Consider the following 14,777-nt stretch of genomic DNA (forward strand, 5'->3'; position numbering starts at 1 on the left):
GGGACCCGGGGCGGCCGGCGGCAGGGGTCGACGCCCGCGGCGGGGCGTCAGCCCCGGGAGCCGGCCGGACGGCGGCGGCGGACCAGGTGCGCGCCCGCGCCGAGCGCCGCGACGCCCACCAGGCTCGCCCCGATGGCCGTCTCGGCGGTGGACGGGCCGAAGGACCCGCCGATGCCGCCCTGGGCGCCGTTGCCCGGCAGGATCGTGAACCGGTGGGTGGCCACCAGGCTGTTGTCGTGGCACTTGACCGACAGCGTGTGGTTCCCGGGCGAGGCGTGGTTGAAGATCCGGACGGTCGCGAAGCCGATCGAGCCGGCCGACAGGTTCGTCTGCGGAAAGTTGCCGTTCGACCAGACCGTGCCGCCGTGGCCGCAGCCCGCGGCGCTGACCTGCATCGAGGCGCCCTGGTGCACGGAGTACGGGTTGACCGTCACGTTGCTGGGCCCGTTGCCGCCGCCCTGCGGCGAGTTCGCGGCGGCGAACGGGGCACTGAGACCGATCGCGGCGCAGGCGGCCGCGGTCACGGTGAGAGCGCGCAGAACACGCATGGTGGAACCTCCAGCGGGAAGCGCCCCGGAGCGGTGGCCCGGGCAGATCGACGAGAACGCCTCCCATCACGAACCCTCGGGGCGGCGCGCAACCAGCGCATGTCCGCCTTTGGGCCGCCCGGTTGAGCGACACGCCGAAGCGCCGACTGATCATCTGACGGATCCGCAGGTCATGAGCCGTCAGGCATTTATGTGACGAATACCTGGATGGGCGCACCCCGACCGGACGCACCACCCGTTCGCCCTTCCCCGATCGCCGTCCCGGGCATGCACCCTTAACGTGCGTGAAGAAGGGCGTGCCGGGGAGGGACTGGAACGCGGGTCGGGACCCCCGCGTCGGGAAGGGAGAGCCATGACCGAGGACGAGAGCGAGCGGCCGCCGAGGAGACGCTCCCCCTGGGGAGTGCTCGCGCTGGTCATGCTCAGCGGCCTCGCCATGATCAGGAACGGGGCGAACGCCGAGGCGGGTCCGCCGCAGCCGGCCGCCGCGGCGGCGGTCGCGGCGCGCACGGACGAACTGCCGGCGAAGGCGCCCGTGCCGCCCGCGGGGATGGAGGTGCTGGAGCACTCGTCGGTGCAGCGCATCCGGATCCCGACGATCAACGTGGACGCGCCGGTGATGACGGTCGGGCTGGACGCGCAGGGCTGGATCGACGCCCCGCCCCCGCAGGACCGCAATCTCGCGGGCTGGTACCTCAACGGCATCTCGCCGGGCCAGCAGGGATCGGCGGTGATCGTGGGCCACGTGGACAACGCGCAGGGCCCGGCGGTCTTCTACGGGCTCGGCTCGCTCAAGCCGGGCAGCCATATCGAGGTGGAGCGCTACGACGGGCGGACGGCCGTCTTCGAGGTGTACGGCGTGGAGGTGTTCTCGAAGGAGGCCTTCCCCGGTTCCCGGGTGTACGGGGACACCGGGCACCCGGAGCTGCGGGTGATCACCTGTGGCGGCGCCTACTCCAAGGCGAAGGGCTACGACGGCAACGTGGTCGTCTTCGCCCGGATGGTGGAGGCCCGCTGAGGAAACGTTTCACTCTTCTGCGGCGCCCCGCTCCCCCGGCGGCCCGTGCTCCCCCCTGGCGGAACACGGGCCGCCGGGGGAGCACGGGCCGCTCAGCGGGCCGGCAGGGTCATCCGGTAGCCGCGGCCGAGCAGCTGGGGCAGGTACGCCTCCAGCGCCCGGACGGTCTGCGAACGGTCGCCCCCGGCGTCGTGGTTCAGCACGATCACCCCGGAGCCGGCACCCGACAGCACCCGGGAGACGATGGCGGTGCTCCCCGGCTCCTTCCAGTCGAGGCTGTCCACGGTCCAGGCGAGCGGCTCCATGCCGAGGCCGGCGCCGATCTCGAAGGCCGCCCGGTTCCACGCCCCGTAGGGGGCCCTGAACCACAGCGGCGCCTCCCCCACGGCCCGCTGCACGACCTCGCTCGTACGCCCGATCTCGGCTTCGAGGGCGGACCGGCTCAGCGTGGGGATGAGCGGATGGGTCCAGGTGTGGTTGCCGATGACGTGTCCCTCGGCGGTCATCCGGCGCAGCAGGTCGCGGTTCTCGGTGGCCATCTCCCCGCAGACGAAGAACATCGCGCGCACCCCGTACCGGGCGAGGGTGTCGAGGACGGCCGGGGTGTAGCGGGGGTCGGGGCCGTCGTCGAAGGTGAGCACCATGGCGCCGGCGGTGGGCGCCCCGTCCGGCAGTTCCAGGATGGGCCGGGTGCGGACGGCGGGCTTGGCGACGGCGGGCCGGGCCGGGACCTCGGCGGTCATGGGCCGCAGCCGGTAGGACTTCTCCGGCGGCCCCTGGGGACGCAGACCGGGCGCTCCGGCGGCCCCGGCGGCTCCGGGGCCGGGGCCGGGGGCGGGGCCGGCGGCGCCCGGGGCGCCGGCCGTGGATCCGCCCCCGGGACCGCCCTCGCCCGCGGTGACCAGAGCGGAGGCGGCGGCGATCCCGAGGAAGACGGCGGTACGCAGGAGCACGCGCCGCCCTACTGTCGGCTCGTCATTTTTCATTCTTCCTACGTATCAACGACATCGCCGCGGATGTCGAGGGGCGCGGACGCGTCCCGCCCCCGTCACCCCCTCGGACCAGCCGGCCCGCCGCTCAGCCCTGCCGCACCAGGGGGAACGGCAGCGTCTCGCGGATCGTCAGTCCCGTGAGGAACATGACCAGCCGGTCGACGCCGATGCCCAGTCCGCCGGTGGGGGGCATCGCGTACTCCAGGGCGTCGAGGAAGTCGTTGTCGAGCTCCATCGCCTCGGCGTCACCGCCCGCGGCCAGCAGCGACTGCGCGGTCAGCCTGCGGCGCTGCTCGACGGGGTCGGTCAGCTCCGAGTAGGCGGTGCCCAGTTCGGTGCCGAAGGCCACCAGGTCCCAGCGCTCGGCCAGTCGCGGGTCCCTGCGGTGCTGCCGGGTGAGCGGGGAGACGTCGGTCGGGAAGTCCTTGTAGAAGGTGGGGAGTTCCGTACGCTCCTCCACCAGCCGTTCGTACATCTCCAGGACCACGTCGCCCCGGGTGTCCTCGGGTCCGTGCGGGACGCCGGCCCGGTCGCACAGCGCCCGCAGCAGAGGCTCCCCGGTGTCGGCGTCGACCTCCTCGCCGAGCGCCTCGCTGATGGCCCCGTACATCGTCTTGACCGGCCAGGGCCCGGAGATGTCGTGGACGACGAGTTTTCCGTCCGGGCCCGCCTTGTGGGCGACCGGCGAGCCGAAGGCCGCCGTCGCCGCGCCCTGGATGAGCTCGCGGGTGAGGTCGAGCATCACGTCGTAGTCGGCGAAGGCCTGGTAGGCCTCCAGCATCGTGAACTCGGGGTTGTGCTTGTAGGAGACGCCCTCGTTGCGGAAGGTGCGGCCCATCTCGAAGACCTTCTCCATGCCTCCGACGCACAGCCGCTTCAGGTACAGCTCGGGCGCGATGCGCAGGTACAGGTCGAGGTCGTAGGCGTTGATGTGGGTGCGGAAGGGCCGTGCGTTGGCGCCGCCGTGGATCTGCTGGAGCATCGGGGTCTCGACCTCCAGGTAGCCGCGGTCCAGCAGCCCCTGCCGCAGGGCCTGCACCGCGTGGGAGCGGGCCCGTACGACGTCCCGCGCGTCGGGGCTGGCGACCAGGTCGAGGTAGCGGCGCCGGACCCGTGCCTCCGGGTCGGCGAGGCCCTTGCGCTTGTCGGGGAGGGGGCGCAGGCACTTGCCGGTGAGCTGCCAGGAGCCGACCACCACCGACGGCTCGCCGCTGCGGCTGGCACCGGCCTCGCCGGTGGCCACCACGTGGTCGCCGAAGTCCACCTGCGAGGTGAAGGCGTCCAGCACGGCGGCCCCGGACTCGTCGCGGGTGAACATCAGCTGGGCGTCGCCGGTCCAGTCGCGCAGCACGGCGAAGACGACACCGCCGAGGTCCCGTACGACCATGACCCGCCCGGCGAGCGTGACCTGCTCGCCGGTACGGCTGCCGGGGGCCCGGCCGGGGTGTGCGGCCCGCAGCGCGGCGGCGGTGTGCGTGCGCTGGGGGATCCCGACCGGGTAGGGGTCGGTCCCCGCGGCGCGGATGCGTTCCAGCTTGGCGTGGCGCACCCGGACCTGCTCGGGCAGCCGCTCGGCCGGGGCGCGCTCCCCGCCCTCCCCCACGAGGTCCAGGCCCAGGGAGTCGATGGAGGGCAGCCCGGCGGTGTTCGCGGGGGCGGTGAGGCCCTTGCCGTGGCCGTTGCCCCAGAGCTTGCGCATGCTCGGTACGGAGACGAAGCCCTCGGCGATGCCGGAGGCGAGGCTGACCCGGGCCAGCGAGCCGGCGTCCTGGTAGCAGAGGAACCTCGGGTACCACTCGGGCCCGTACTTGACGTTGGAGCGGTACAGGGCCTCCAGCTGCCACCAGCGGGAGAAGAACAGCAGCAGCCGGCGCCAGAGCTTGAGCACCGGGCCCGCGCCGATCCGCCCCCCCTCCTCGAAGGCCGAGCGGAAGACGGCGAAGTTGAGGGAGATCCGGTGCACGCCGAGGCCGGGGGCGGCCGCGCACAGCTGGGCCACCATGAACTCCATGACCCCGTTGGGCGCGGAGCGGTCGCGGCGCATCAGGTCGAGGGAGATGCCGTCCCTGCCCCAGGGGACGAAGGACAGCAGGGCGATCAGGTCGCCGTCCGCGTCGAAGGCCTCGACCAGCAGGCAGTCCCCGTCGGCGGGGTCGCCGAGCCGGTCGAGGGCCATGGAGAAGCCGCGTTCGGTCTCGGTGTCCCGCCAGTGGTCGGCCCGGTCGACGATGGTGCGCATCTCCTCCTCGGTGAGGGCCGAGTGGCGGCGGATCACGGTGGTGGCACCGGTGCGCCGGACGCGGTTGACGGCCTGCCGGGTGACCCGCATGTCGCGGCCGTCGAGGTCGAAGTGGGCGACGTGCAGGATTGCCTCGTCGCCGAGCTGGAGGGCGCCGAGGCCGGAGCGGGCGTACGCGTTCGCCCCGGCCTCGGAGGCGCCCATCACGGCCGGCTGCCAGCCGTAGCGGCGGGCGACGGCCAGCCAGGCGTCGATGGCGGCGGTCCAGGCGCCGGGGTCGCCCACCGGGTCGCCGCTGGCCAGGCAGACTCCGGCCTCCACGCGGTAGGTGACGGCGGCCTTGCCGTTCGGGGCGAAGACGACGGCCTTGTCGCGCCGGGTGGCGAAGTAGCCGAGGGAGTCGGACCGCCCGTAGGCGCCCAGCAGCGCCCGGATCCGGGGCTCCTCGTCCCCGTGCAGGGCGGCGGTCAGGCGTTGCGAGCGGAACAGGGCCGCGGCCGCGTTCAGCAGGGCGAGGGCGCCGAAGAGGCCGAGCAGGAAGTAGAGCGCGCGGGGCGGGCGGCCGTCGAACTGGCGGGCCGAGAAGAGGCCGCCGAAGACCTGCTTGGCGGCCCAGTCCAGCCACTGTCCCTTGGGCAGCGTCCCGGGGAACAGCGCGACCAGGCCCCAGCCGAGGAGCACCGCGGCGAGCAGCCCGAGGCCGAGTACGAGCAGGGCGCGCCAGACGGCGCCGGGGCGGGAGGCGGCGTAGAACTCCGGGCGGGCGGCGACCAGGACGCCGAGGGCCGCCACCGCGAGGACCATCGAGGGGCCGCCGACCCAGAACCACCCGTCGGCGATGATCAGCAGGTCGACCAGGATCAGCAGGGCCAGATAGGTGACGACGATCCACCAGGCGATCCGCTTGCGGATGCCGAGGGCGGCGGCGAGGAGGAAGAGGAAGACGGCGTACGCGAGGTTCTCGCTAACAGGTACCACGAAGTCGTCGAGGAAGCGCACCACGGGCCGCAGGAGCCTGCGCAGCGTCGGGGAGAGCGCCAGCACCGCGCACAGCAGCCCGAGCGTTCCGAAGAACGCCCCGAAACCGTCCGGGACCCGGTGCAGGAAGCGGTTGCGGGTCCCCCGGGTCTCCTCCAGCGTGGCACTCATGCTTGGCACTGTAGGGAGGGCCGCGCCGGTCCGCGCGCCGAACCCGATAGCCTCGGGAGGGTGACGGAGCACGTGAACACGGGATTCGAGCGCGGTACGGACGGGCCGAAGGTGATCCTCGCCGGGGTGGACGGCTCGGAGTCCTCGCTCCGGGCGGCGGCCTACGCGGCGGGGCTGGCCCGGCGGCAGAACGCGCTGCTGGCCCTGGTGTACGTCCAGCCGGTGATGGCGGCCGGGGCTTCCCTGGGCGCGCCGGTGGCGGGCACGACGGGGGAGATCGCCGAGGGCATCGTCGCCGAGATCCGCGCCTCGGCCGAGCGTCTGAAGGGCATCTTCGAGGTGCGCTGGCAGTTCCACACCTTCCGCGGTGACCCGTACGCGGGGCTGGTGGGCGCCGCCGAGGAACTGCGGGCGGATGCGGTCGTGGTCGGCGCCTCCGAGCAGGCCGGCCACCGCATCGTGGGCTCGGTCGCGGTCCGCCTGGTGAAGGCGGGCCGCTGGCCGGTGACGGTCGTTCCGTAGCGGCGGTGCGGACCAGCCCGGCGGGCCGCGAGCCCGGCGGGCCCGCGGCCGCCGCGGGCTACCGGGACCGTTTCAGGCCGTCCTTGGCGGCGCCGCGGCTGAGGACGGCCTCCGTGACGGCCTCGTCGGCACTCTCGTACTCCTCCTCGCCGGGGTCCTCGGCGAGGGCGGCGGGCAGGTTGACGACCCGGCCGATGGACAGGTCCATCATCTGCGGGACGAACTCGGCCTTCACCACCTGCCAGCGCCGTCCGGGAGCGGTGGGCGGGGCGAAGGTGAAGCGGGCGATGGAGCCGTAGTTGCCGCGCAGGTCGCGGGCGCCGGAGTGGTTGAACATCTCCCCGGCGACCTGGTCGCCCATGCCGTAGACGATCCAGGTGCCGTTGACCTTCTCGTAGGCCTGCGGGACGTGCGCGTGCGTGCCCAGGATCATGTCGATGTCAGGGCGGCCGCCGCTCTGCGAGGCGGTCAGCGCCTTCCCCAGCGAGAGCTGCGTCCCGTCCGGCTCCGTCTGCCATTCGGTGCCCCAGTGGATGCTGACCAGCACCACGTCCGCTCCGGCCTTCCGGGCGGCCCGGGCGTCCGCGACGATCTTGTCCTGGCGCATCGGGTTGACCGCCCAGGGCTGTCCGTCCGGCAGGGGGTTGCCGTTGGTGTCGTAGGTGTACGCGAGGTGCGCGACCTTCGCGGAACCGGCCGTGTAGAGCGTGGTCCTGGCCGCCTCGGCCGCCGTGCGCGCGGAGCCGGCGTGGCCGAGGCCGGCCTTGTCGAAGCGGTCGAGGGTGCGCTTCAGCCCCTCGGCCCCGTCGTCCAGGGTGTGGTTGGAGGCGGTCGAGCAGCCGTCGTACCCGGCGTCCTTGAGCGCGTCCGCGACGGTGGGCGGGGAGACGAAGGCGGGGTAGCCGCTGAAGGGTCCGTCGTCCTCGCCGTAGATGGTCTCCATGTGGCACAGGGCCAGGTCGGCCGCCGAGACCACCGGTTTGACCCGGGAGAACATGGGCCGGAAGTCGTACCCGTCGCCGCCCGCGTCCGCCGCCGCCCGCTGGATGACGGAGGTGTGCGGCAGTACGTCGCCGCTCGCGACCAGGGTGAAGCCCCTGGCGGCGGGGGCCGTGCCGGCAGGCGCTCCGGCGGCGCTGGAGCCGAGCCGGGCCGGGGTGTGCTCCCCGGCCGTGGAGCAGCCGGCGGCCGCTGCCGGCAGGAGGAGGGCCGACAGCAGGGCGAGGGCCTTGCGGGTGCGCTTGGTCATCTATCCCAGCTCCCATTTATATGACCGTCGGATGAACCGAAATCCATAGGAGATGGGGCTGCGAGTCAAGGAGCGCCGCCGTCCGCCGGCCGCGCCCCACTCCGACGGCCCACGGCCGTTCGCCGTGCCGTTCGACCGTTCGTCGCCCGGCGCGGCCGCCCAGCGGTCGACCCGGGGCCTTGGGCGCAACGGCCCCGCCGGACGGTTCCCGGGCGGCTCCGTGCAGGTGAGGGTGAGTGGGAAGCCCACAGCCCGGCCCCGGCGGCCCCGGCGGCCCCGGCCCGCAGCCACGGCCGGCAGCCCCGGCCCACGGCCCCGGCAGCCCAGCGGACCCCGGACCCGGAAGGAGCCACTCGTGTCGCCCTCCCCCACCCTCCAGCGCACGGAACCCGAGGCGCTCGCCGAACTCCAGCGCGAACACGGGCGGGCCCTGTTCGGCTTCCTGCTCGGCCTCACGGCCGGGGACGCCCAGCGCGCCGAGGACCTCGTCCAGGAGACCCTCGTACGCGTCTGGCAGCACCCCGAGGTACTGGCGACCGGGCACGAGTCCATGCGGCCCTGGCTGTTCACGGTGGCGCGGCGGCTCGCGATCGACGCCCGCCGGGCCCGGCTGTCTCGGCCGCAGGAGGTCGACCCCGACGGCCTGGAGCAGGCGCCCGCCCCCGAGGACGCGGTGGCCGGCTCGGTCACGGCGATCGACGTCCGGCGGGCGGTGGGCAGCCTGGGCCCGGAGCACCGCGCCGTGCTGATGCAGGTCTACTTCCAGGACCGCTCGGTGGCCGAGGCCGCGGCGGAGCTCGGCATACCCGCCGGAACGGTCAAGTCCCGTACGCACTACGCCCTGCGCGCCCTGCGCAAAGGGCTCCAGGGGTACGGACTGGGCGCCTGAACGGGGTCCCGCACCGCCGGGCGGACCCGAGCATCCCTGGAGAAACACTCAAGGAACGCCCTCGACGCACACGATCCGGACACGGAGCAGCCCGATATCGGCACCAGTCCGTGCAAGTTGAGTAAACATCCCCCGTTCCGCGAGCCGTCGGGTGAAGGCTCGGACATGACGGCGCAAGGCTCGACACGCGGGAGAGGGTGGAACGGTGCAGCCCGAGGGTACGAACGGCACCAGTGACGGCGGACTGGCTGTGCCCATGGCGTGGCTCTACGCGGAGTACATCGCCGACGAGCTGCTGCGCACGGGCCGGCTGATCCCGGTGAGCACGCTGGAGTTCCGCGCCGGGCGCGACACGCTCGCGCTGACGATCTACCTCTCGGACGCGGCCGGCGAACTGTCCGGGATCCGGGTGGTCTCGCAGCTCGACGAGTGGCTGTCGCTGACGGCGTACGGGCACCCCTGGCGCGACTGGGTCCGCACCCGGTTCCTCGCGCTGGGCGAGGAGGCGCACGAGCGCGGCCGCGGCGAGGACCCGGACCTCGAACTCGCCCGGGCGGCGTGGCGCTGGCTGGACCGCACGGAACTGTTCGCCACCAACCTCGACCCGGGCCGTCCCGGCCACTCCGACACCCCGCAGGCGCTGGACGAGAACGCCCGCGTGTGGACCCCAGCCTGGCAGCTCGGCCTGCCGCTGGGACACCTGGCGATGCACCTGTTCTAGGTCGTGTCGTCGAAGCCCCTCCCGGCCGGTGGGGCCTAACCCGATTCGGCCGGGTCCGTCACCAGACCCGTGAAGTCGGCCTCGTTGCGCTCGGCCCGGCCCACGTACCAGCGGGCGATCAGCCACATCACCGGGTACGCCACCAGCCCGAGGACGACCCACACCAGCGGACCCGCGGCCGCCCTGGGCAGCAGGAAGCCCAGCGGCAGCAGCCCGAGCACGAACGCGAGCACCGCCAGCGCCCCCAGCCCCGCGCGCAGCTGGCTGCGCATCAGGGCCCGTACGTAGGTGGCGCCGAGGCTGGTCTGCTCGGAGATCTCCGAGCGGGCGGGGGTGTGGGGCGGCGGACGGCGGCGGGTGCCGCGCGGGACGCCGGTGACGGTCTCCCGCCGGGGCGGCTGCTGCTCGGCCATGGCCCGGAGTCTACGCAGCACCCCCGGCTACTTCAGGAGGCGGGAGAGCCTGCGGTCCGCGAGCGGCTTGCCCCCGGTCTGGCAGGTGGGGCAGTACTGGAGCGAGGAGTCCGCGAAGGACACCGAGCGGACGGTGTCCCCGCACACCGGGCACGGCTCGCCCTCCCGGCCGTGGACCCGCAGCCCGCTCTTCTTCTCGGCCTTCAGCTCCCCGGCGGCCAGCCCGTGGGCCCGCTCGACGGCGGCCCGCAGCGTCTCCCGCACGGCCTCGTGGAGGTGGGTGATCTGGTCCTCGTCGAAGGAGGCCGCCAGTTTGAAGGGCGAGACCTTGGCGGCGTGCAGGATCTCGTCGCTGTACGCGTTGCCGATGCCGGCGATCACGCTCTGGTCGCGCAGCACGCCCTTGATCTGGCGCCGTTCCCCCGCCAGCAGCGCGGCGAAGGCGTCGCGGTCGAAGCCGTCGGCCAGGGGGTCGGGGCCGAGCCGGGCGATGCCCTCGACCTCCTGGGGGTCGCGTACGACGTACACGGCCAGGCGCTTCTGCGTGCCCGCCTCGGTGAGGTCGAAGCCGCCGCCGTCCGCGAGGACGAGGCGCAGCGCGAGCGGTCCCCTGCCGGGGCGGGGCGGCGCTGCCGGGAGGGTCTCCCGCCAGCGCAGCCAGCCGGCGCGGGCCAGGTGGGTGACGAGGTGCAGCTCGCCGATCCGCAGGTCGAGGAACTTGCCGTAGCGGGCCACGGGGCCGGCCGGCTGCCCTTCGAGGGCGGCGGGGGGAGGGTCGTAGGTCTTGAGCACGCTGACCGCGAGCGGGAGGACGCGTTCCACCACCCGCCCGGCGAGGTGCTCGTCGAGGAACTCCCTCAGGGCCTCGACCTCCGGCAGCTCGGGCATCCTCCCAGCCTGCCGCCCCGGCCGCCGCCCCGCGACCGCAACCCCGTGCCGCAGGGGGGCTCACGCCATCACGAACTCGCACCAGACGCACTTGCCGCCGCCCCGCGGCTCGACGCCCCAGGCGTCCGCCAGCCGGTCCACCAGCATCAGGCCGCGGCCCGACACCCCCGCCTCCCCGGCCTCGCGGCGGCGCGGGAGGGCGCTGGAGCGGTCCTCCACCTCCACCCGCAGCCGCCGCTCCGGGCCGGCCAGGACGCGCAGGGTCACGATCGCGGGGCCCTCCGTGTGCATCAGGGCGTTGACGATGAGCTCGTCCGCGACGAGCTCGATCTCGTCGGCCCGGTCGCGGGCGCCCCACGAGCGGACGGCCGCGCCGATCATGTGCCGGGCGGCGACGAGCGCCTCGGGGTCCCCGGGGGCCACGTGCTGCTGGAGCCGGCCTCCGCCCGGCCGGGTGTCCTCGCCCTGGCGGCGCAGCAGGAGCAGGGCCATGTCGTCGTCGCCGCCCCGGTCGTCGACCACCTCGCACAGCCGGTCGGCGAGCCGCTGGAGGTCGGCGGGGCCGTCGCGGACGAGGGAGGCCAGCAGGCGGAAGCCGTCGTCCAGGTCGCTGCCGGGCTGTTCCACCAGCCCGTCGGTGCACAGCAGGAGCGTTTCCCCGGGGTCGAGTTCCACGGTGGTCACCGGGTACTCGAGGCGGCCGAACTCCGCCGACAGGCCCAGCGGCATCCCGCCCTCCACCGGCAGCCTGCGGCAGTCACCGTCGCCGGTGCGCAGGAGCGGGTCGAGGTGGCCGGCCCGGACCAGCTGGAGCACCCCGGTGGAGAGGTCGGCCTCCACGTAGGTGCAGGTCGCGAAGCGGGCGGTGTCCAGTTCGTGGAGGAACACGGAGGCCCGGGCCATCACGGTGCCCGGCGCGTGCCCTTCGGCGGCGTACGCGCGCAGCACGATGCGCAGCTGGCCCATCACGGCCGCCGCGTGGGTGTCGTGGCCCTGGACGTCGCCGATGACGGCGCCGACCCGGCCGCCGGGCAGGGGGATGACGTCGTACCAGTCGCCGCCGATGTCGCGGCCCATCCGGGCGGACCGGTAGCGCACGGCGATCTGGGCCCCGGGGACGGAGGGGATGCGGCGGGGCAGCATGGCCTGCTGGAGGCCCTCGGCGAGGTCGTGTTCCTGCTCCAGCAGCATCGCCCGCTGGAGGCTCTGGGCGATGCTGCTGCCCAGGGCGACCAGCAGGTTGCGCTCGTCCTGGGTGAAGCCGTCCTTGTCCTGGTAGAGCAGTCCGATCGCGCCGATCGGGCGGGCCTGCGCGATGAGCGGCAGGTACGCGGCGGCCGATATCCGCATCCCCGAGATCCTGGCCCAGAGGTCGGGGTACTCCTCGGCGAACTCCTCGGCGGAGTCGAGGAACCGGGGCTGGAGCGAGCGGACGACCTCGCTCATCGGGTACTGCTCGTCCACGCGGGTGTAGCGGGTGCCGGGGACGAAACTGTCGGCGGGGCCTTCGGCCACCAGGTGGATGCGGCCGGCTTCGACGAGGCCCATCACCATGCCCATGGAGCCGAGCCGCTCCAGGCCGTGGGCGTCGCCGATGACGTCGATGACGTCGCGTACGGTCCGGGCGTGCGCGAGGGCGGCCGTGGTGCTCTCGACCACGGAGGTCTGACGCCGTCGCTCCTCGTCGAGCCCGAGGCGTTCGGCGGAGTGGCTCAGTTCCTCGGTCGCGTCGCGGACGATGCCGATGATCCGGTACGGGCGCCCGTCGAGGCCGCGCATGACGCGGCCCTGGGTGTGGGTCCAGCGCTGGCTCCCGTCCCGGCAGCGGATGCGGAAGTACGCGCCGTAGCTGTCGACGCCGCTCTTGAGGGCGCTGGAGACGAGGGCGTCCAGGCGGGTGGCCTCGGCGGGCGGGACGCGCGGGGAGAGCGATCCCGGCCTTCCGTCGTACTCGGCCGGGATCGTGTCGAAGACGTCGAGGGCCGCCGCGTCCATGTGCATGAGCCCGGTGACCAGGTCCCAGTCGAAACTGCCCATCCGGTTCAGTGACAGGGACCGGTCCGCGTGGGCGGGCCAGTCCTCCGGCAGCGATACGGAGCTCGGCACCGGTCCACCATGACACAGCGGCGCGTCAGGCGCTCTCCAGGTACCCGGGCTCGTCCGGGGCCGGCGGCAGGGCGGGGAGGCCGTCCGGGGCGACGGAACCGGCGGGGTCCGGGGGCAGGGCGGGGTCCGGCGGACTCGCCGCGTCCGGGGGGAGGGCCGGGTCGGGCGGGAGCGCCGGGTCGGTGCCGGTGCCGGGGCCGTCGTCGGGGGTCAGGGTCACGCCCGGCTCGGTCGGGACGCCGCCGGGCAGGTCACCGCCGACGTCGGGCGCGGTCCCGGCGGGGCCGTCCGACGGGGGCACCCCGCCGCCGGGACGGTCCTGCGGGGTGGAGGGCGCCCGGGGCACGGTGCCGGCGTCGGGCCGGCACGGGACGGCCGCCGGCGGACCGGGGGCGGGCGCAGCGGCGGGCGGGTCGACGGGCACCCCGGACGGGTCGACGGGCACCCCGGACGGGGAACCGGACGGGTCGGCGGGCGGGGCGGACGGGTCGGCGGGCATCCCGGGCGGGCCGGCGGGCATCCCGGGCGGGCCGGCCTGCGGATCGACGGGCGGGCCGGCCTGCGGGTCGGCAAGCGGGTCGAGGGGCAGCCCGGAGGGGTCGACGGGCATCCCGGACGGGTCGACGGGCATCCCCGAGGGATCGGCGGGCACCCCGGACGGGTCGACGGGCACCCCGGACGGGTCGGCGGGTACCCCGGGCGGGCCCGCCTGCGGGTCGGCGGGCATCCCCGGCGGGCCGGCCGGCGGGGGCGCCTGGGGCGCGGGCCGGGCGGTTCGGGGCGGGTTGTCCCGGGCCGTGGGGGCGCAGGGGTCGGACGGCGGGTCCTCGGGCGGGGTCGGGGGGCCGTCGGGGATGCCGTCGGCCGGGTCGTAGGGGGGCGGTACCGCCGGGGTCTTGTCCTGGGCCCCGTCGTCACCGGCCTTGCGCTCGATCCAGGTGTTGTCGGCGACGTTCACGATGACCAGCCTGGTGATCGCCTGGATCGTCGGCTCGATGACGATGACCTGGTGGGGCTGGTACCCCTTCCACTGGTCGCCCTTGAGGACCGGGCTGCCCTTCGCGGAGCGCGGCGGGCCGAGGGGGTTGCCGCAGGCGCAGCGGACCCGGGGCATGCCGTGGTCGTCGACGAGGACGGCCGTCCCGGCCTGGAGCACCGCCTGGTAGCCGTCGGCCCGGCCGTCGCGGAAGCCGTGGGCGGTGACGCGGGTGTCGGCGCGCAGGACCACCGGGGTGAGGGCGCGCAGGAAGTCGGGGAGCTTCTCCTGCTCGGTCCCGGCGGCCTGGGCGAAGGAGCGGGCCTTGGCGTCGTCGGTGCCGAGGTAGGCCACCTGGCGCTCCACGTCGCAGCTGCCGAGCCGGCTGGTTCCGCCGTACAGGCCGGGGGTGGCGGCGCCGACGGTCCGGATGCCCCGGCCGCCCGGGTTGGGCAGCGGCGGCTTCACCGGGGCCGACTCGGCGGTGGCCGAGGAGGGGGTGAAGGGGTCGGGGCCGGCGGCGCCGACGGGCTGGAGCGTGAGCGCCGGGCTTTCGGGGGCGGGGCCCTTGGTCTGCTCGGGACCGGTGCCGCCGCATCCGGCGGCGATCAGGCCGAGGAGGGCCAAGACGGCCGTGCGGGCCGGTACGTGACGGCGGCGCAGGCCCTGACGGCGCGCTTCCTGACGGGATGTCGGTGCGGGCACGTCGTTCAGGTCGTTCACGCTGCTCTCCCTTTTCGCCCCGGTTTCTGATCTCTTGTCTGCCGCATGTCCGCGGACACCGCAACCGGAGCGCCCGCATACGGTCTTGAACATGTTCAACCGGCACCGTAGGGTCGGACCTGGGACTTGAACGTGTTCAAAGGAGCGGTCGTGACGGTACTCGTGAACCTCATCGTCACCCTCGGGATGTGCTGGGTCGTCCCCGTGGGCCTGCGTCTGATCGACCCCGCCGGGCTGCGCACCGCGGCGCGGCTGTGGCCGTTGGCGGCCGCCCCCGGCGCCCTGTGCCTGTGGCTGCCGCGCGGCCCCGCCGCCACCGCCCTCGCGGGCGTCTACGCGGCGGC

The 14,777-nt window shown here is 74.4% G+C and carries 13 protein-coding genes; 5 read left to right on the forward strand and 8 right to left on the reverse strand.

Features of this window, described 5'->3' with window-relative positions:
- Positions 1-47: 47 nt before the first annotated feature.
- Positions 48-548 carry a hypothetical protein gene (locus AB0D45_RS33160; RefSeq protein WP_362466082.1) on the reverse strand — a complete coding sequence of 167 codons (501 nt, stop codon included), beginning with the start codon at positions 546-548 and terminating at the stop codon, positions 48-50.
- A 352-nt stretch (positions 549-900) separates the two neighbouring features.
- Between AB0D45_RS33160 and AB0D45_RS33165 the strand changes: the two genes are divergently transcribed.
- Positions 901-1,566, forward strand: coding sequence for a class F sortase (locus tag AB0D45_RS33165; protein ID WP_361611747.1), 666 nt, complete (start codon positions 901-903; stop codon positions 1,564-1,566).
- Between the two features lie 92 nt (positions 1,567-1,658).
- Here AB0D45_RS33165 and AB0D45_RS33170 read toward each other — a convergent pair whose 3' ends face one another.
- Entirely contained in the window at positions 1,659-2,552 is an 894-nt protein-coding gene (locus AB0D45_RS33170) for a polysaccharide deacetylase family protein (RefSeq protein ID WP_362466085.1), read from the reverse strand.
- A 91-nt stretch (positions 2,553-2,643) separates the two neighbouring features.
- Complete coding sequence (lysX, locus tag AB0D45_RS33175; RefSeq protein ID WP_362466088.1) at positions 2,644-5,946, reverse strand: bifunctional lysylphosphatidylglycerol synthetase/lysine--tRNA ligase LysX; 3,303 nt, start codon at positions 5,944-5,946, stop codon at positions 2,644-2,646.
- A gap of 60 nt (positions 5,947-6,006) precedes the next feature.
- Here lysX and AB0D45_RS33180 point away from each other — a divergent pair, with 60 nt between their 5' ends.
- Positions 6,007-6,468, forward strand: coding sequence for a universal stress protein (locus AB0D45_RS33180; protein WP_361610434.1), 462 nt, complete (start codon positions 6,007-6,009; stop codon positions 6,466-6,468).
- Positions 6,469-6,526: 58 nt separating this feature from the next.
- On the opposite strand, the gene AB0D45_RS33185 is transcribed toward AB0D45_RS33180, so the two are convergent.
- Complete coding sequence (locus AB0D45_RS33185; protein WP_362466091.1) at positions 6,527-7,717, reverse strand: CapA family protein; 1,191 nt, start codon at positions 7,715-7,717, stop codon at positions 6,527-6,529.
- 355 nt (positions 7,718-8,072) lie between these two features.
- Here AB0D45_RS33185 and AB0D45_RS33190 point away from each other — a divergent pair, with 355 nt between their 5' ends.
- Positions 8,073-8,606 (forward strand): sigma-70 family RNA polymerase sigma factor, encoded by a 534-nt coding sequence (locus tag AB0D45_RS33190; RefSeq protein WP_362466094.1) that lies wholly within the window; start codon positions 8,073-8,075, stop codon positions 8,604-8,606.
- A 256-nt stretch (positions 8,607-8,862) separates the two neighbouring features.
- On the forward strand, positions 8,863-9,327 hold the full coding sequence (locus AB0D45_RS33195) for a hypothetical protein (RefSeq protein ID WP_361608947.1): 465 nt from the start codon (positions 8,863-8,865) through the stop codon (positions 9,325-9,327).
- Between the two features lie 35 nt (positions 9,328-9,362).
- Here the strand turns inward: AB0D45_RS33195 and AB0D45_RS33200 are convergent, their stop codons facing one another.
- From AB0D45_RS33200 to AB0D45_RS33215, 4 genes are read right to left on the reverse strand one after another with little or no spacing between them, the layout of a single operon-like run.
- Positions 9,363-9,740 (reverse strand): hypothetical protein, encoded by a 378-nt coding sequence (locus tag AB0D45_RS33200; protein ID WP_362466097.1) that lies wholly within the window; start codon positions 9,738-9,740, stop codon positions 9,363-9,365.
- Between the two features lie 27 nt (positions 9,741-9,767).
- On the reverse strand, positions 9,768-10,628 hold the full coding sequence (locus tag AB0D45_RS33205; protein ID WP_362466099.1) for a DNA-formamidopyrimidine glycosylase family protein: 861 nt from the start codon (positions 10,626-10,628) through the stop codon (positions 9,768-9,770).
- Positions 10,629-10,688: 60 nt separating this feature from the next.
- Positions 10,689-12,752: a SpoIIE family protein phosphatase gene (locus tag AB0D45_RS33210; RefSeq protein WP_362466107.1), complete on the reverse strand. Its 2,064-nt coding sequence runs from the start codon at positions 12,750-12,752 to the stop codon at positions 10,689-10,691.
- A 7-nt stretch (positions 12,753-12,759) separates the two neighbouring features.
- Positions 12,760-14,433: a DUF6777 domain-containing protein gene (locus AB0D45_RS33215; protein ID WP_362466102.1), complete on the reverse strand. Its 1,674-nt coding sequence runs from the start codon at positions 14,431-14,433 to the stop codon at positions 12,760-12,762.
- A 150-nt stretch (positions 14,434-14,583) separates the two neighbouring features.
- On the opposite strand from AB0D45_RS33215, the gene AB0D45_RS33220 reads away from it, so the two are divergent.
- Positions 14,584-14,777 (forward strand): YndJ family transporter (locus AB0D45_RS33220; RefSeq protein WP_362466105.1); only part of this gene is annotated, 194 nt, incomplete at its 3' end.

It is taken from the genome of Streptomyces sp. NPDC048352 (assembly GCF_040651895.1).
Taxonomy (GTDB): Bacteria; Actinomycetota; Actinomycetes; order Streptomycetales; family Streptomycetaceae; genus Streptomyces.